Below are 17,378 nucleotides of genomic sequence, written 5' to 3'. Positions count from 1 at the left end.
CCATGTCTGTCAGTCTTTTGCTTGTTTTGTTTTCTACCACTAAGATAGGTGAAAATCCTGACATGGCAATGTCCTGGGCAACTTTTTGTTGCTCAGGATTTTATTCCTTTTAATCTATTACAGGTGTGCGGAATTAAGGGTTTTTTACATTTTTGCCGTCTAAATTTGCAGCGTAATAACTCTAAATCTTATTTGCCATGAAAAAATTTTTCCTCACCCTTATCCTCGCCGCCTTTTGCGGCATGAGCAGCGCCTCGGCCTACGACTTTTCAGCAGTTTGCCCTACGGGACAGACCTTGTATTACAACATTACTGATGCTGTGAACCATGAGGTGGAGTTAGTCTGTCCATTCCCTTGGGGTTGGGATTTCGATGAACCGTTTGGTGAAATTGTTTTTCCAGCAACGGTAACTAATAGTGGCCAGGCCTATACAGTGAAGGCGATTGGAGACTATGCTTTCTATTCATGTGACAGTTTAATAGGTGATTTGATAATTCCTAACTCCGTGACCTCAATCGGTGTTTGTGCCTTTTTCGGAAGCGGTTTCACCGGTGAAATTGTCATTCCCGAAAGTGTGACTTCAATTGGCGAACTTGCATTTTCTTGCTGTTACAAGGTCACATCGCTAACATTCAACGCTACAGACTGCAAACACATAATATCAACAAATCCCTACGGAGTCACATCCCCCTTTTCAGATTGCTCGAACTTAAAGAAACTGACTATCGGAGAATCCGTACAAAAAATTCCTGATTATGCTTTTGCCGGATGCGATTTCTTGGAAGGAGAATTAATCATTCCCAACTCAGTGACCTCAATCGGTGATTGTGCCTTTTTCGGAAGCGGTTTCACAGGTGAAATTGTCATTCCCGAAGGTGTGGCTTCAATTGGCGGACTTGCGTTTTCTTGCTGTTACGAGGTCACATCGCTAACATTCAACGCTACAGACTGCACATTTGCATTTTCAATAAATCCCTACGGAGTCGAATTCACATCCCCCTTTTCAGAATGCTGGAACTTAAAAAAACTGACTATCGGAGAATCCGTACAAAAAATTCCTGATTATGCTTTTGCCGGATGCGATTTCTTTGAAGGAGAGCTGATCATTCCCAACTCCGTGGCCTCAATCGGCAATTTTGCTTTTTACAACTGTCGCAAATTCTCCAATGACTTAATCATTCCCAACTCTGTGACATGGATTGGAAAAAGTGCTTTTGAGGCTTGTAAAGGTTTCAGTGGTAACCTTACAATTGGGGATTCAGTAACTTCAATAGGAGATCGAGCTTTTTGTTTTTGTTCGGGCTTCAAACGCAATCTTACGATTGGCGATTCAGTAACTTCCATTGGAGAGCGAGCTTTTTATGATTGCTGTGGGTTTCAAGGTACTCTTACAATCGGCAATTCTGTAACTTCTATTGGAGATCATGCTTTCGAATATTGTTCGGAATTTAGAAGCAATTTGGTTATTCCAAATTCCGTGACTTCAATTGGCAAATATGCTTTCAACGAATGCAATGGATTTTGGGGAAAGTTAGTGTTATCAAAATCCATAATCATAATCGACACAGCTGCTTTTAGGTCCTGCAGTAGACTTTATGGCGACATAGACATTCCAAATTCCGTGTCAGAAATTCGAAGCGAAGCTTTCCTAAATTGCAATGGTTTCAATGGCGATTTAATCCTGCCGAATTCTGTAGAAAAAATTGAAGGCGATGCTTTTAAAGATTGTGCTTTTAGCTGTATCAAAGCAAATTGCAATGAGCCTCCTGTTCTTGGAACAAATGCCTTTGAAGGATTAAACTCCGATTTGCCAATCCAAGTTCCCTATTGTGCTTATGAAGCATACCAAACAACGGATGGATGGAGCCGATTCACTAACTACCAACAAAATCAGCCCTATCGTCTCATTGTCAAAACAAATCTTTCCACAATGGGAACTGCCAACATAATCCAAGAACCCGATTGTGAAAATGATGCCATTGTTGAAGCTGTGGCCTCAGAGGGCTATGCTTTCCTTCACTGGACAATCAACAATGAGATTGTTTCTTATGACAACCCCTACACATTCACTTTAAGCAAAGACACTTACCTCAGAGCAATTTTCAGTGGCTTGGGTGTCGATGACCATGAAATGACTAAAATCTCGCTCTATCCAAACCCTACCAATGGCATCTTTACTATAAAAGGTGAAGACATCGACAAGATAGAAGTTTATAACGCTCAAGGACAACTTATCAGAACTCAAATGATTTCAGGCGACCGAGCAGAAATCGACCTGTGCAATGCAGCAAGCGGAATGTATTTGGTGCGCATAACAAGCGACAAAGGAACTTTGATTGAAAGGAAAATCGTAAAGAACTGACAACGACAGGCACGATTTGTTTACTGGCAATAAATAAAACCCGATTATCCGCAAAAAAAAATGCCTTTTGGTCTTCCTATCAAAAAAAGACCTACCTTTGCAAACAAGTTTCAAAGAGATGATTCCATCACACTCTGCGATAACTTAATCGGATAGCTTTTCAGAAAGACTTTTTGTCCAAATGTCAACCAGTCTAAATGTCAAAGTGTCCAAAAGTCAAAATCAACAACTAATCGATTAAACAACAATCAAATAAACAAACATGGGCGAAATCATTTTATCAGACAGAGTCTTAAACATGGCCGAATCAGCAACTTTAGCCATGACCAACAAGAGCCGCGAACTCAAGGCTCAAGGTATCGACGTCATCAGCCTCAGCATCGGCGAACCTGATTTCAACACTCCTGAATCAGCAAAACAAGCCGGCATCGACGCCATCAACAACAACGACACACACTATCCTCCAGTACCTGGCACACCTGCACTGCGCAAGGCCGTGGCCGAAAAGCTGAAGAGAGACAACGGCTTGGACTATAAAGACACCGAAATCATCATTTCGAACGGTGCCAAGCAAGCCATCACCAACACTTTCCTCGCCATCCTCAACAACGGCGACGAAGTCATCATCCCTGCCCCATTCTGGGTTTCCTACCCTGAAATGGTGAAATTGGGCGGCGGCGTTCCTGTCATCATCAAGACCGACATCGAACACGATTTCAAAATCACTGCCGAACAGTTGGAAGCAGCCATCACGCCTAAAACCAAGGCCTTCATCATCAACACGCCTTGCAACCCAAGCGGTTCCGTCTTCACAAAGGCTGAACTTGCCGCCATCGCCGGCGTTTTGGCAAAACATCCGAACATCATCGTCATTTCCGATGAAATCTACGAATACATCCAGTACAACCAGAAGCACGAAAGCATGGGTCAGTTCACCGAACTGAAAGACCGTATGGTCATCGTGAACGGCGTTGCCAAAGGCTATGCCATGACAGGCTGGAGAATCGGCTACATTGCCGCTCCACAAGCCATCGTCAAGGCCACCAACAAGATTCAGGGCCAATACACTTCGGGCATCTGCACCATCGCACAAGCCGCTGCGCTGAAAGCTATGGAACTCAATCCTGACAACTCACCTGAAATCCAGGCTATGCTGAAAGCATTCCGCAAACGCCGCGATATGCTCCACGACATGCTGAACGAAATCCCAGGCGTGAAATGCAACATGCCTGCCGGTGCTTTCTATGTGTTCCCTGAAGTCAAGTCGTACTACGGCAAGACCGATGGCGAAACCACCATCAAAGGCAGCGATGACCTCTGCATGTTCCTGCTCTACAACGCCCACGTGGCTTGCGTGGCTGGTAACGCTTTCGGCAACGACGACTGCATCCGCCTCTCTTACGCAACTTCCGAAGACAAACTCATCGAAGCCGTCAAGAGAATCAAGGCTGCTTTGGCTAAACTGCATTAAAAAAATCACATCATTTATTACAAGCATAGGGGGAAACCTCTATGCTTGTTTTTCAGCATGAATATCACTTCCGAACATATTGACAGGCTTTTCGCATCATTCAACGGAATGCGTGTCATGATTATCGGCGACGTAATGATTGACGCCTACACGGAAGGCGTTGTCGAAAGAATGTCGCCCGAAGCACCCGTTCCTGTTCTCGATGTCAGGAAACGCTACAACCGTTTAGGAGGAGCCGCCAACGTTGCATTGAACATCAAGGCTTTAGGCGCAGAACCTTACATTTGTTCCGTCATCGGAAACGATTTAAAAGGAAAGAAATTCTTTCAGCTGCTCAACGAAAACGGCCTCGAAACAAATCACATTGCACAAAGCGGCTGCCGCTCTACCACTCTCAAAGAGAGAATCATCAGCAACGGCAAACAGATGATGCGCATCGACCAAGAAGACACTTTTGACTTGACAGATGAGGAACAGCAACAACTGACCGCCATCATCAACAAAACGGTTCAATCAGAAAAAATCGACTGTATCATCCTTCAAGATTACAACAAAGGCGTGCTGACCCAAAGCCTGATTGAAGCGACCATCGCCTTAGCCCGAGAAAAAAGCATTCCCGTTGTCGTCGATCCGAAAAAGAAAAATTTCCTCGCCTACAAAAACGTGACGCTTTTCAAGCCGAATGCAAAGGAATTGCGCGAAGGTCTGGCTGCCGAAGACAACAACAGCATTGAAAGCAACACGGCAAAGATTCAAGAACTGTTGCAATGCGAAATGGTTATGACCACGCTTTCGGAAAAAGGCATCATTATCCGTGCAAATACAGAAACAACTGAATTTCATCACATTCCAGCCCATCAGCGCGACATTGTGGATGTTTCAGGTGCCGGCGACACGGTTCTCAGCGTAGCTTCGCTTTGCATTGTGGCAGGTGAAAATCCATTCAACATTGCCGCCATTTCGAACATTGCGGGAGGCTTGGTTTGCGAAAAAGTCGGCGTCGTTCCAATCGACAAGGAAAAGCTCCGTTTGGAAGTCAAAAGCATATACGCCACAAATGCCTGACCAAAAGCACGTTACAGAGATGTTCGACGACATCGCGTCGCATTATGATTTTCTCAACCATCTTCTGTCCTTCCACATCGACAAAATCTGGCGCAGAAAAACCGCCCGTTTCATTGCCCGAAACAACCCAAAGACCATTCTGGACCTTGCCACAGGCACAGCTGACCTTGCCATACAATTAGCACGGAAATGTCCACTGGCAAAAATTACCGGCATCGACCTATCGGAAAAGATGCTTAACCTCGGACAAGAAAAAGTCAACGCAAGGCAGTTTGAACAACAAATCACATTAAATCAAGGCGATGCGTGCGATCTTCCTTTTGAAAACAACAGTTTCGATGCCATCACAATCGCTTTCGGTGTCCGTAACTTTCAGGATTTAGAAAAAGGAATCAAAGAAATGCAACGTGTTGTCAAAAAAGGAGGCTGCATTGCCATTTTGGAATTTTCGACACCTACCCAGCCCCTTTTCAAGACCCTATTCGGTTTCTATTTTCACAAAATCCTGCCCTTAATCGGCAAAACCATTTCAAGAAACAAATCGGCCTACCAATACCTACCCGATTCCGTTTCCAGATTTCCATCGCCCGACACCTTTATTATATTATTGAGCCGTTACGGCCTCAAATGCCGCAAAAAATGCAGTCTTTCCGGTGGAATTGCCACATTATATTGCATTGAGAAACAATAATTCGACCTTTTTTTATAGTTTTGCAGACTTATTTCAAACAATAAACCGCGAAAATCATCGTTTGACTGACATGAAAAAAGCATTCAGAATAATCGTCATCGCCCTATTGATAACGGCAGCCGGCATTAGCAACGCACAAGCCCAAAGAAGAGCCGTCAGATACCTTGCAAATTACGAAAACGAACCTTACCATTTCGGTTTCCTTTTGGGATTCAATTCCATGATGTACACCATCAAGACCGTTGAAGGCTACCAAAACATTCCGCACGCGCCAAACCAATGGCCAGCAGGCCCTTTCAATCCCGATGAAACCCAAGGTCTTTACGTCTACAATATTGAGACGCAAACCGTTCCAGGCTTTACCGTCGGTATCATTGGCAGCAAACGCTTAGGCAAATATTTCGATTTGAGATTCATTCCTTCCCTCAGCTTTGGCGAAAGAAGAATCGACTACGCCATCGCCATTGCCGGCAAAAACGGTCAGCGGCGTCTCGACTCCATCAGCAAGCCTATTTTCTCAACTTTCGTTGAATTTCCGTTGCAAATAAAATACCGTTCAAAGCGTTTGAACAATGTCGGTGCCTACCTTCTGGGCGGCATCAATCCGCGCCTTGACTTGGCTTCGCAGAAGAAAAATGAAATTGACATCGAAGATCAAGACCATAATATCACAACTGCTATCAACAATCTGGTCACAAAACGCTTCGACTGCGCCTTGGAAGTCGGCGCTGGATTCGACATTTACAACCAATGGTTCAAGATGGGTGTAGAAGTGAAAATGAGCTATGGAATCCTAAATGTCGTCAAAAACGAAGCTTTCATCTACACCGCTCCTATTGACAAATTGCGCAACAAGATGTTTCAGGTATCGCTGACATTCGAATAGCAAGAAATTTATTCAACTTAAAAACAACAACTTACAATATATTTCAGAAATAATTTCATTTTTTTCTTGCGCGTATTGATTTTTTGCCTACTTTTGCACCGTCAAACAAACCGATAAGGGCTGCAAGACAAACCAAGTGGTCTCTTCGTCTAGTCTGGTTAGGACGTCAGGTTTTCATCCTGGTAACTCGGGTTCAAATCCCGGAGAGACTACCAAGCTCGCTGAAAAGCGGGCTTTTTTCATTTAAACTGCTCCTTATGCCAAAACTGCAAGTCATCATCAGCACACAATACGACCCGTTTTTGAACCGCGCGGTCGAAGCCTATCTCGTTGACCATCAGGAAGAAGACATCATTACGATGTACCTTTGGAAAAACCAACAGACCGTCGTCATCGGTTACAACCAAAACCCTTATTCCGAGTGCAATGTCAAGATGCTCCTTGACGAAGGCGGCCATGTCATGCGACGCGGCACTGGAGGCGGCGCAGTCTACCACGACCTCGGCAACATCAACTTTTCTTTCGTCGCTAACCGCAAGAACTACGATGTTCGCAAGCAACTGTCTGTAATTCAAGATGCTTTACTAAATTACGGCTTGAAAACCGAGATTTCCGGCAGAAACGACCTCACCTACCAAGGTCGCAAGTTTTCGGGCAACGCTTTCTCAAAAGGCAACAACAACCTTCACCACGGCACCATTCTTATTAAAACCGACGGTGAAAAAATGATGCGTTATCTTACTGTCAATCAGGCAAAACTGCAAAAACACGGTGTGAAAAGCGTCAGCAGCCGCGTCATCAATCTGAGCGAAGCCGTTCCTGAGCTCACTTCCGAAAACATCAAGGAGCCGCTGATTCATTCATTTGGGGAAATCTACGGCGGCACACCTGTCATGCTCGATTTTGAAACATTGTCGCAAAACGAAGAAGTGCAAGCCACCGCAAAGCGCATTTCATCTTTCGATTTCCTTTTCGCCCGCTGGGAGCATTTCAAAACCACCAAGCGTGCCCAATTCGACTGGGGTGCCGTTGAAATTTCGCTCCACATCAATGAAGCGGAAAAAACAATCGATGACATTCAGATTGCCTCCGACTGCTTAGACACGGAAATAATCGCTCAAACCGAGCGGCTGCTGAAAGGTTGCAGCACCTTACAAGCTCCACAATACGATAATTCAAACATGATGCTGAATAACATCATTAATTTGATTTTCAAACAATTGTAGCATTTTGCAAAACGACTCTACACTGGGACAGACTTACACATTCACAGCCAAAACCGATGACTACGCCTCGCACTTCAAACTGGTGTTCGGCATGAACCATGATGCCGTTTCGGCAAGCTCATCAGGCAACTTCGCTTTCATCAGCAACGGCAATCTGACTATCGATGACATTTAAATCAGGCCACCTTGTGAATCATTGATGCACTTGGCCGCTTGGTCAGCAGTGAGATTGTCAACAACGGCTACAATAAAGCGCTCAACCTTGATGGAATGACAAGTTAAGTGAGGAGTTAGGGACTATGAGTAATCAATTCCCGGAGCATGTCGAAGGAGCTGAGAAAACTTGAAATTAAGAGAATTTGCTCACAATTCGGAACGCAGGAATGCTCGGCAGAATATCTCTACGTTCTTTTTAATGGATTTTTATCACAAATAAGACTCAACACAAGTTAAATTACTATCTTTGCACACACTAAATTTGAAAACTATGGTAAGTTATAAGGAATTAGGGCTTGTGAACACCCGTGAAATGTTCGCAAAGGCAGTCGACGGCGGTTATGCTATCCCTGCATTCAACTTCAACAATATGGAACAGATGCAAGCCATCATCATGGCTGCTGTTGAGACCAAATCGCCTGTCATTCTGCAAGTTTCGAAAGGCGCACGCAACTACGCCAACCAGACTTTGCTGCGTTACATGGCTGAAGGCGCCGTCGAATACGCCAAGGAATTGGGGTGCGCTCATCCTGAAATCGTGCTGCACCTCGACCACGGCGATTCATTCGAACTCTGCAAATCGTGCATCGATATGGGCTTCTCATCCGTCATGATTGACGGTTCGGCACTGCCATACGATGAAAATGTGGCTCTCACGAAAAAAGTTGTCGAATATGCACATCAATTCGATGTCACCGTCGAAGGCGAACTCGGCGTTTTGGCCGGCGTTGAAGAAGAAGTTTCGGCTGCCGAAAGCAACTACACGAAGCCTGAAGAAGTCATCGATTTCGTCACCAAGACAGGTTGCGACTCGCTGGCCATCAGCATTGGCACATCACACGGCGCATACAAATTCACGCCCGAACAATGCACCGTCGACCCACAGACTGGCCGTCTGGTTCCGCCGCCATTGGCATTCAATGTGCTTGAAGCCGTTGAAAAACAGCTACCTGGCTTCCCGATTGTCCTTCACGGCTCATCATCAGTGCCGCAGGAAGAAGTCGACACCATCAACCAATACGGTGGTTGCCTGAAGGCTGCCGTCGGCATTCCTGAAGACCAATTGCGCAAGGCCGCAAAATCAGCAGTCTGCAAAATCAACATCGACTCCGACAGCCGTCTCGCTATGACCGCAGCCATCCGCAAGGCTTTGGCCGAAAAACCTGCCGAATTCGACCCGCGCAAGTACCTCACCCCTGCCCGCGACAATATGAAGAAGCTCTATATTCACAAGATTGTCAACGTTTTGGGTTCCGATAACAAACTGATGAAATAAATATAGTTACGGGTGATGGGTGAATGGTGATGGGTTATTCTCATCCCATCACCCATCACTTAATGTCTAACTTGCTCAACTTTTGGTATAATGAATCTTTCACCACTTACCGCCATATCACCCATCGATGGACGTTACCGTTCAAAAACCGTCGAATTGGACGACTTTTTCTCAGAATTTGCCTTGATCCGCTACCGCGTCATGGTCGAAGTCGAATATTTCATTTCGCTCTGCGAACTTCCGCTGCCTCAATTGGAAAAGTTCAACGGCGACTATGATGACTTACGCGCCATTTACGAAGAGTTCCAGCTTGAAGATGCCGAAGAAATCAAGGAAATAGAAAAGGAAACCAACCACGATGTGAAAGCCGTCGAATACTTCCTGAAACGCCGTTTCGACGAAATGGAACTTTCTGAATTTAAGGAATTTCTGCATTTCGGCCTGACTTCGCAGGATATCAACAACACGGCTGTTCCGCTTTCGATGATGGAAGCCCACAAACTCGTAATCCGTCCCGCATTGGAAGACCTTATTGAAAAGCTGGATGATATGGCGGAAACGTGGAAAGACATTCCGATGCTGGCCCGCACCCACGGTCAGCCAGCCAGCCCGACCCATTTGGGCAAGGAAATCTACGTCTTTGTCGAGCGTCTGAACGATCAGATGAAAATGATGAATAACATTCCGTTCACGGCAAAATTCGGCGGTGCCACCGGCAACATGAACGCCCACAAAGTGGCTTATCCCGACACCGATTGGCCAGCCTTCGCCAAGAAATTCGTCGAAAAGAGCCTGAAACTCAAGCGCCAGCAAACGACAACACAAATCGAGCACTACGACAACATGGCCGCCTATTTCGATGCCATGCGCCGCATCAACACCATACTCATTGATTTATCGCGCGACATCTGGATGTACGTCTCGATGGAATACTTCAAGCAGAAAATCAAGGCTGGTGAAGTCGGATCGTCAGCCATGCCGCACAAGGTGAACCCGATTGACTTCGAAAACGCCGAAGGCAACCTCGGCATGGCCAACGCCATCTTCAACCACCTCAGCAGCAAGCTGCCTATCAGCCGTTTGCAGCGTGACCTTACCGACTCCACCGTCACCCGCAACATAGGCATTCCTTTGGCTCACACGCTGATTGCCATCAAATCGCTGATGAAAGGCTTGGACAAACTGCTTCTCAATGAAGACAAAATCCGTTTCGACTTGCAGCAGAACTATGCCGTTGTCGCCGAAGCCATCCAAACCGTCCTTCGCCGCGAACAAATCGAAGGCGCCTACGAACTGCTGAAAGGCCTCACCCGCACCAACAAGCACATCGACAAGGAAAGCATCGACAACTTCATCAACGAATTGCCTATCAGCGAATCCATTAAGGAAGAGTTGAGAGCCATCACGCCGGAAAACTATACCGGATTTACGATTTGATATAGTTAGGAGTGAGAAATTAGAAGTTAGGAGGAATGAAGAAAAGATGTAAGAAAGTCAATAGAGTCCAATTGTCAAATCGTTCAAAAGTCAAATCATCCAAAAGTCAAAAGAGTTAAATTGTCCAAAAGCCTAAAAGTCATGGCCAAAAGAAAATTCACCCGCGTCCTCACATACGTCAAGCCTTACTGGGCATCTGTGATTTTGAACATCGTGTTCAATCTCATGGCGATTTTTTTCTCCCTGTTTTCATTCGCATTGGTTGTGCCATTCCTCAACCTGCTTTTCACCACCAATGCCATTGAAGCCGTTGCAAAGCCGGAATTTGCCCTCAACTCGCAATTTCTGCTGCAATACCTCAATTACATTATGAGCAATCTGATTATCGAACATGGCCATTATTATGCCTTGGTTTTCATTTGCTTAGTTCTCTTAGTTTCATTCCTGCTCCGTAACACGGGACGTTTTTTGGCTTGCTATTTCATGGCAAATATCCGTGCAGGAGCCGTCCACGATTTGAGACGCGACATTTACAACAAGATTCTTATTTTGCCGCTTTCATTCTACGGCAAGCAACGCAAAGGCGACGTCATGGCACGCATCACAACCGATGTCCAGGAAATTGAAATTTCAATCCTGAACTATTTGGAAATGCTTACCAAAGAGCCTTTGACTATCATCGTCTATTTCGGTTTCATGGTCAGCCTAAGCCCAAAACTCACGCTTTTCGTATTAGCTGTTTTGCCACTTGCTGCCCTACTAATCGGCAAGGTTGGGAAAATGCTGAAAAAGGAATCGAAAGAAAACCAGAAACAACTCGGCGGCATGATTTCGACCATCGAAGAAACCATTTCCGGATTACGCATCATCAAGGGATTCAATGCAATACAGTATTCTTCCGAAAAATTCGAGGAACAAAACAGCACTTATTCCAAACTGCTTCGCAGCGTGCAGCGCAAACGCGACATGAGTTCGCCCATGAGCGAATTTCTTTCGGCAATCGTTGTCATCATCGTCCTGTGGTTTGGCGGACAACTGATTTTGGGCGGAAACAGCAGCATTAGTGCCGCCGATTTCGTGACCTACATCGTTGTCTTCTCACAAATCATCTCGCCAGCAAAATCGTTCTCGCAAGGCTATTATTGCGTGCAGAAAGGCATTGCTTCTGCTGAGCGCGTTTTTGAAATTCTCGATGCAGAAGAAGTCATCACCGAAAAGGAAAACCCGATCAGAATCAATGAATTCAAGCAAAACATCGAGTATAGAAACGTGTTTTTCCGCTACAACAAGGACGATGTTTTGAAAGACATCAACCTGAACATCGGTAAAGGAAAACTGATTGCCCTGGTTGGCGAAAGCGGCGGCGGCAAATCGACCATGGCCGACTTGCTGCCTCGTTTTTACGATGTTTGCGAAGGACAAATCCTGATTGACGGCCACGACATACGCAACTACAAAATCAGCGACATACGCGGCTTGATGGGCATCGTGACACAGGAAAGCATCCTGTTCAACGATACGGTTTTCAACAACATAGCCTTCGGCATGGAAAACGTATCGCGCGAAGCCGTCATCGAAGCGGCCAAGATTGCCAACGCTCACGATTTCATCTCAACTATGGAACATGGTTACGACACGCTGATTGGCGACCGAGGCATGAACCTTTCCGGTGGTCAACGCCAGCGTCTCAGCATCGCCCGCGCCGTCTTGAAAAACCCGCCAATTCTCATCCTTGACGAAGCCACTTCATCGTTAGACACTGAATCTGAACGACTTGTGCAGGATGCGCTCTCAAAAGTCATGGAGCAGCGCACTTCCATTGTCATTGCCCACCGTCTTTCGACCATCCAATATGCCGATGAAATCATCGTTCTGCAAAAAGGTCAAATCGTTGAACGAGGCAAACACGACGAGCTGATTGCCTTGGGAGGCATCTACAAGAAACTGACCGACTTGCAATCATTCAACTAACAATAAAAAAAGCGGAGGCTAAGATTTAGCTTCCGCTTGATTTTTGTCTCAAAAATCAGGAAATCACTGATTCACTTGAAAAATGTCGTTGAAAAGTTTCTTTGTTGCAGCCTGCAGTTCAGGGTTGTTGGTGGCATCAATGGCCTGAATGTACTTCACGCGAGCCTGCTGATAGAGGTTGCGGTCGGCCTCAAACAGACGCCATTCGTTTTCCTTATAGTCCTTGCACATCATGCCGAACTGCACGGTAACGAATTCCCAGTCCTCGGCAGAATATTTCGGACCATTTTTCAAGACTTCGGAAGTGAAAGCATCGGTATTTTCAATAATGTCTTTGCCTTCAACGCTCATTTTGTACTCGGCAGGTTTTCTGCTGCAGCCTGCAATGGCGAGCAACATCAATAATAAAATCGGTAAATACTTTTTCATCGTTGCAAATAATTTGGCTGCAAAAGTACGCAATTTTTAATCACTCGGGAACAACTATATTAATAAAGGTGAAAGTTTTTATTTCATAATTCGGAAAAATAATGTAAAATTGCAACCGATTTTAAAGACATAACAACACATAAACAAATAGCAATATGAGCGAAATTAAAGATTTACAGCCGAATGGCATTTGGAAGAACTTTTACAGCCTGACTCAGATTCCTCGTCCATCGAAGAAAGAGGCAAAAGTTGTCGCCTTCATGAAACAATGGGGTGAAGAACACGGTTTTGAGACCATCGTCGACGACTGCGTCGCACCAGGATTAGGCAACGTCATCATGCGCAAGCCAGCCACACCAGGCATGGAGAACCGCAAAGGTGTCATCCTTCAGGCACACTTGGATATGGTTCCGCAAAAGAACGCCGACAAGGTTCACGACTTTGAAAACGACCCGATTGGAACCCATATCGAAAACGGTTGGGTGAAAGCCAACGGCACCACCCTTGGTTCCGACGACGGCATGGGCGTGGCTGCAGCCATGGCTGTACTCGAATCGACCGACATTGCACACGGCCCAATCGAAGCCCTCTTCACCATTGATGAGGAAACCGGCATGACAGGCGCCAACCTGCTGAAGTCAGGGATGCTCAACGGCGACATCCTGATGAACATGGACTCCGAAACCGAAAGCGAACTTTACGTAGGTTGCGCTGGCGGCGTCGATACCATCGGCACATTCACGCCTCAATTTGAAGCCGTTCCTGCCGGAATGGTAGCCTACAGACTGTTTGTCAAAGGCCTGAAGGGCGGTCACTCAGGCATGGACATCAATTTGGGCCGCGCCAACGCCAACAAGGTCCTGAACGCCATGATGCTGATGGCAGCCGAGAAATACGGTCTCCGCATGGCATGCATCGACGGCGGCAGCCTTCGCAACGCCATTCCAAGAGAAGCCACGGCCATCGTCGTCGTGCCAGCCGGCAAAGAAGCACAATTCAAAGCCTACGCTGCCGAATTCGAAGCCATCACAAAAGAACAATTCGCTGGCATCGAACCTGAACTTGCCATTTTGTGCGAACCAGCCGAAATGCCAAAACAAGTCATTGATGTGAAGACACAGGACAACTTCTTCCGCGCCATCGCCCAATATCCTAATGGTGTCATCGCCATGTCAGCCGACTTTAAAGGCACAACCGAAACCTCAAGCAACCTGGCCACCATCAAGATGGAAGACGGCAAAATCATCACGGCTTGCCTCACCCGCAGCTTAGTTGATGCCGCAAAGGACAAACTCGCCGAACAAATCCGCAAGAACCTCACCGACAATGGTGCCGAGGCCTACTCCACTGGCGATTATCCAGGCTGGAAGCCGAACATCAACTCTCCAATCCTACACACCATGAAGGAAGTCTACAAGGCTAAATTCGGTGCCGATGCCAAGATCATGGTCGTCCATGCAGGCCTCGAATGTGGCATTTTGGGTTCGAAATATCCGCATTGGGACATGGTTTCCTTCGGCCCGACCCTCGTTCACCCACACTCACCAGACGAAGCCCTGTTCATCGAAAGCGTTCCGAAATTCTGGGATTTCATCGTCGAGACCTTGAAGAACATTCCTGAAAAAGAGACACTTGCATAAGTTTCAACTTCAACAAAAAAGGAGGCGGAATCTTCGGATTTCGCCTTTTTTAAATTTTTCTCAAAAAAGATTTGGTGCTATTGAAAAAAGTTGTACTTTTGCAGTCCCAAAACAAGGGGTAATATAGTTGTAAGAACATAAAATAGATATACGAAAATGAAACGCACTTTTCAACCATCGAACAGAAAACGCAGAAACAAGCACGGTTTCAGAGAAAGAATGTCAACTGCCAACGGCCGCAAGGTATTAGCCAGAAGAAGAGCCAAGGGCAGAAAAAAACTTACAGTTTCTGACGAATATTAAAATTAGAAGCCGTTTCTATTTCTTATTTAAGGTCCAACAGAAGACAACCCATTTCGGATTGCCTTCTGTTTTGTTGTATTTTCAAAAGCCGAGCTGTGGGAGGTTCTATGAATTAATCATGGTTATTGGTGCCCACGAATTGTGTGGGGAACGCAAGCCCACGCTGTTTTAATCCATCATAGCGACTGCATATTTTTTGGAACGTATAGACGCACATCCTTGCGTCTCTACATACCAACAGATTGGGACACGACAAAATCTTACCTGTTATATCCGTCATCCGTTTTTCACCCCGACAATGATAACTTGAAAGAAAGGAGCCAAAGTTCAAGGACAAGATAATCGGCTCAACGCACGGCCAGCCCATAGACTTGACCTTCAGGAAATATGGCATAAACACAACTTCGTGAAGATCAAATCTCCGTCTCTTTGGCGAACGCTGCCCCGCCTACCACGAACTGGCATTCGACACTCCAGTCAGAACAAGAAGACACAGTTGCAACTTTTGCAAAAAAGAGGTAAATTTGCATCAAAAAACGAAATGTCATGACATTAAGCAACGACACCAAACGGATCATCAAAAAGGCCTACGGCATCATTTTGCGCAACGCTTTCAAGGCTGATGAGCAGCATCGCGACGTTGAGCCTTTGATACGTTTTGTGGATAAATGCGGATTTTTCAAGGCCAGAAGTTATTCCCATCATCACTACTCGGGCGGTGCGGCGCAGCACTGTATGGAGGTGATGCTGTGGAGCTTAGGAAACAAAAATCCCGAAAAACTTTCAAGCTGGGTCATCGTAACGCTGCTACACGACTTGTGCAACACCTACGGTTTCACGGGACACGGGCGTGATGGCGAAAAATCGGTTTTCATGATTGAGAAATATGCACATTTCCCGCTTACCGATGATGAACGCGAGGCCATCCATTACCACATGATGTGCGACATGAGGACGCTGCCAGCAGAAAGGCAAGCCAGCATCAAGGCCAATAATCCGTTTTGGAGGACACTGAAAAGAAACGACTGCCGAAGTGCAGCGCAAGGCTCCAGCGAAGAACCACTCAGCGAAGATGAGTTTTGCGAAATGGTAAATGAGTTTCTTGAAAGGCGAAGCTGGAAATGAACTATTTACAACGCAATATTTCTATCATCATCAATCAAAAAGGGAGCCTTGGACAATCAGATTACCTCGTCTTGCCATAACTATTTGTTGGGTTTCGTTGACGCCATATTTGTTTTTGACTTCTTCCAAAAAAGCGTCAATCCTATCAGGATGGTTTTTTAAGAACCATTTTATATGATTCATCACATATTCCATTCTGACATTAGCATCATTCAAATCATTTGGCACGCGGAGCATTCTTTCATCAATGCTATCAAATCCAACAAAAGGGCTGTTCAAGCGTTCTTTTGCAAGTTCAACATACGTTTCATTCAATTCAATGCCCACCGCATTTCTTTCCAATTGCTGACAAACGCGAAGCGTTGTCCCGCTACCAGAAAACGGGTCAAGGACCATATCTCCTTCATTACTTGATGCAAGCACCATCCTTTCGACCAAAGCCTCTGGTTTTTGCGTCGGATGCGGCTGTCTGTTTTTCTGACAATAATGGATATGTGACACTTCCCAGACATCGCCAGGATTGGCACCTCTCATATTATTTATTTTTCTGTAATACTTTTGAGGTATGCGGACATCATCATTATTGAATTTGTAATTTAATGTTTTTGAAAACATCAAAATATCATCATGTCGAGGCGAAAAGCCTTTAGTCTTCCCTGTTCCTTGCGTATAATGCCAGCAAATCCAATTCACGAAATTCACTTTCAAATCCTTTTCCATAATCTGATACAAATAGGAAATGAATCTGAATCCCACAAAGACATAGATCGTGCCATCATCACGCAATACACGATGACATTCCGAAAGCCAATCTTTTGAAAACTGCATATAATCATCAAACTCTTGCCTATCACTCCCGTTTCCATAATCCTTGCCAAGATTATAAGGAGGATCAGCAACTATCAAATCAACGCTGTTACTCTGAATCAACTTCAGTTTTTCTATGCAATCACCTTGAATTATATCTATCATTTCACCCAACCATAATTTTTTGCCAGCTTTAACCAATCGTCAAATGTCCTTTTTGATGAAGACAAATATTTCTTATCAAGCAATTTACAGAAATCCCATGCAGTTCTATTCACCAAACTAACATAATGGATGTCACAAATTTGTATTTGCCCAGTTCCCAATGCCGGATTATAACTCAAATCGGATTCCGAAATATATTTCAAATCATACGCATTATACTTTACCACCTCCATAATCCCATCTGTCAATCCCGAAACAATGTTTTTCTGGCAATAAACCCTATGTTTGAGTGACAAAATAACGAACA

15 protein-coding genes and 1 tRNA gene are annotated in these 17,378 nt (G+C 45.3%); 14 read left to right on the top strand and 2 right to left on the bottom strand.

Features of this window, described 5'->3' with window-relative positions:
• The first annotated feature begins 296 nt into the window (after positions 1-296).
• From AC06MN_RS08440 to AC06MN_RS08390, 11 genes are all read left to right on the top strand, one after another.
• Positions 297-2,363, top strand: coding sequence for a leucine-rich repeat domain-containing protein (locus tag AC06MN_RS08440; RefSeq protein ID WP_475671925.1), 2,067 nt, complete (start codon positions 297-299; stop codon positions 2,361-2,363).
• A gap of 262 nt (positions 2,364-2,625) precedes the next feature.
• A complete protein-coding gene (locus AC06MN_RS08435) occupies positions 2,626-3,834 on the top strand; it encodes a pyridoxal phosphate-dependent aminotransferase (RefSeq protein ID WP_475671924.1) in 1,209 nt (402 codons plus the stop codon).
• Positions 3,835-3,891: 57 nt separating this feature from the next.
• Positions 3,892-4,899 carry a bifunctional heptose 7-phosphate kinase/heptose 1-phosphate adenyltransferase gene (locus AC06MN_RS08430; protein ID WP_475671923.1) on the top strand — a complete coding sequence of 336 codons (1,008 nt, stop codon included), beginning with the start codon at positions 3,892-3,894 and terminating at the stop codon, positions 4,897-4,899.
• Positions 4,892-5,590 (top strand): bifunctional demethylmenaquinone methyltransferase/2-methoxy-6-polyprenyl-1,4-benzoquinol methylase UbiE, encoded by a 699-nt coding sequence (gene ubiE, locus AC06MN_RS08425; RefSeq protein WP_475671922.1) that lies wholly within the window; start codon positions 4,892-4,894, stop codon positions 5,588-5,590. Before AC06MN_RS08430 ends, ubiE begins: the two co-directional genes overlap by 8 nt.
• 70 nt (positions 5,591-5,660) lie before the next feature.
• Positions 5,661-6,476 (top strand): type IX secretion/gliding motility protein PorT/SprT, encoded by an 816-nt coding sequence (porT, locus tag AC06MN_RS08420; protein WP_475671921.1) that lies wholly within the window; start codon positions 5,661-5,663, stop codon positions 6,474-6,476.
• A 138-nt stretch (positions 6,477-6,614) separates the two neighbouring features.
• Positions 6,615-6,691: transfer RNA gene (locus tag AC06MN_RS08415), tRNA-Glu, on the top strand.
• Between the two features lie 42 nt (positions 6,692-6,733).
• The gene (locus tag AC06MN_RS08410) at positions 6,734-7,702 is read left to right on the top strand and encodes a lipoate--protein ligase (protein ID WP_475671920.1); all 969 of its coding nucleotides are present in this window, start codon (positions 6,734-6,736) and stop codon (positions 7,700-7,702) included.
• Between the two features lie 4 nt (positions 7,703-7,706).
• Complete coding sequence (locus tag AC06MN_RS08405) at positions 7,707-7,877, top strand: hypothetical protein (RefSeq protein WP_475671919.1); 171 nt, start codon at positions 7,707-7,709, stop codon at positions 7,875-7,877.
• Positions 7,878-8,189: 312 nt separating this feature from the next.
• The gene (locus AC06MN_RS08400; RefSeq protein WP_475671918.1) at positions 8,190-9,194 is read left to right on the top strand and encodes a class II fructose-bisphosphate aldolase; all 1,005 of its coding nucleotides are present in this window, start codon (positions 8,190-8,192) and stop codon (positions 9,192-9,194) included.
• 90 nt (positions 9,195-9,284) lie between these two features.
• Positions 9,285-10,631 (top strand): adenylosuccinate lyase, encoded by a 1,347-nt coding sequence (gene purB, locus AC06MN_RS08395; RefSeq protein WP_475671917.1) that lies wholly within the window; start codon positions 9,285-9,287, stop codon positions 10,629-10,631.
• A gap of 141 nt (positions 10,632-10,772) precedes the next feature.
• Entirely contained in the window at positions 10,773-12,602 is a 1,830-nt protein-coding gene (locus tag AC06MN_RS08390) for an ABC transporter ATP-binding protein (protein WP_475671916.1), read from the top strand.
• Between the two features lie 63 nt (positions 12,603-12,665).
• Here AC06MN_RS08390 and AC06MN_RS08385 read toward each other — a convergent pair whose 3' ends face one another.
• A complete protein-coding gene (locus tag AC06MN_RS08385) occupies positions 12,666-13,031 on the bottom strand; it encodes a hypothetical protein (RefSeq protein ID WP_475671915.1) in 366 nt (121 codons plus the stop codon).
• Between the two features lie 155 nt (positions 13,032-13,186).
• On the opposite strand from AC06MN_RS08385, the gene AC06MN_RS08380 reads away from it, so the two are divergent.
• From AC06MN_RS08380 to AC06MN_RS08370, 3 genes are all read left to right on the top strand, one after another.
• Positions 13,187-14,671, top strand: a complete 1,485-nt coding sequence (locus AC06MN_RS08380; RefSeq protein ID WP_475671914.1) for an aminoacyl-histidine dipeptidase — start codon at positions 13,187-13,189, stop codon at positions 14,669-14,671.
• Positions 14,672-14,827: 156 nt separating this feature from the next.
• On the top strand, positions 14,828-14,974 hold the full coding sequence (rpmH, locus tag AC06MN_RS08375; protein ID WP_475671913.1) for a 50S ribosomal protein L34: 147 nt from the start codon (positions 14,828-14,830) through the stop codon (positions 14,972-14,974).
• A 546-nt stretch (positions 14,975-15,520) separates the two neighbouring features.
• The gene (locus AC06MN_RS08370; RefSeq protein WP_475671912.1) at positions 15,521-16,099 is read left to right on the top strand and encodes a hypothetical protein; all 579 of its coding nucleotides are present in this window, start codon (positions 15,521-15,523) and stop codon (positions 16,097-16,099) included.
• A 30-nt stretch (positions 16,100-16,129) separates the two neighbouring features.
• On the opposite strand, the gene AC06MN_RS08365 is transcribed toward AC06MN_RS08370, so the two are convergent.
• Positions 16,130-17,071 (bottom strand): DNA methyltransferase, encoded by a 942-nt coding sequence (locus AC06MN_RS08365; protein WP_475671911.1) that lies wholly within the window; start codon positions 17,069-17,071, stop codon positions 16,130-16,132.
• Positions 17,072-17,378 lie beyond the last annotated feature (307 nt).

The organism is Candidatus Limimorpha sp., assembly GCF_056203535.1.
This window is presented reverse-complemented; position numbering and strand designations above follow the sequence as displayed.

Excerpts from the sequence above, each read along its gene's own strand:
- AC06MN_RS08435 (WP_475671924.1), top strand. The coding sequence starts at position 2,626 with ATGGGCGAAATCATTTTATCAGACAGAGTCTTAAACATGGCCGAATCA.
- AC06MN_RS08430 (WP_475671923.1), top strand. The coding sequence starts at position 3,892 with ATGAATATCACTTCCGAACATATTGACAGGCTTTTCGCATCATTCAAC.
- ubiE (WP_475671922.1), top strand. The coding sequence starts at position 4,892 with ATGCCTGACCAAAAGCACGTTACAGAGATGTTCGACGACATCGCGTCG.
- porT (WP_475671921.1), top strand. The coding sequence starts at position 5,661 with ATGAAAAAAGCATTCAGAATAATCGTCATCGCCCTATTGATAACGGCA.
- AC06MN_RS08410 (WP_475671920.1), top strand. The coding sequence starts at position 6,734 with ATGCCAAAACTGCAAGTCATCATCAGCACACAATACGACCCGTTTTTG.
- AC06MN_RS08400 (WP_475671918.1), top strand. The coding sequence starts at position 8,190 with ATGGTAAGTTATAAGGAATTAGGGCTTGTGAACACCCGTGAAATGTTC.
- purB (WP_475671917.1), top strand. The coding sequence starts at position 9,285 with ATGAATCTTTCACCACTTACCGCCATATCACCCATCGATGGACGTTAC.
- AC06MN_RS08390 (WP_475671916.1), top strand. The coding sequence starts at position 10,773 with ATGGCCAAAAGAAAATTCACCCGCGTCCTCACATACGTCAAGCCTTAC.
- AC06MN_RS08385 (WP_475671915.1), bottom strand. The coding sequence starts at position 13,031 with ATGAAAAAGTATTTACCGATTTTATTATTGATGTTGCTCGCCATTGCA.
- AC06MN_RS08380 (WP_475671914.1), top strand. The coding sequence starts at position 13,187 with ATGAGCGAAATTAAAGATTTACAGCCGAATGGCATTTGGAAGAACTTT.
- rpmH (WP_475671913.1), top strand. The coding sequence starts at position 14,828 with ATGAAACGCACTTTTCAACCATCGAACAGAAAACGCAGAAACAAGCAC.
- AC06MN_RS08370 (WP_475671912.1), top strand. The coding sequence starts at position 15,521 with ATGACATTAAGCAACGACACCAAACGGATCATCAAAAAGGCCTACGGC.
- AC06MN_RS08365 (WP_475671911.1), bottom strand. The coding sequence starts at position 17,071 with ATGATAGATATAATTCAAGGTGATTGCATAGAAAAACTGAAGTTGATT.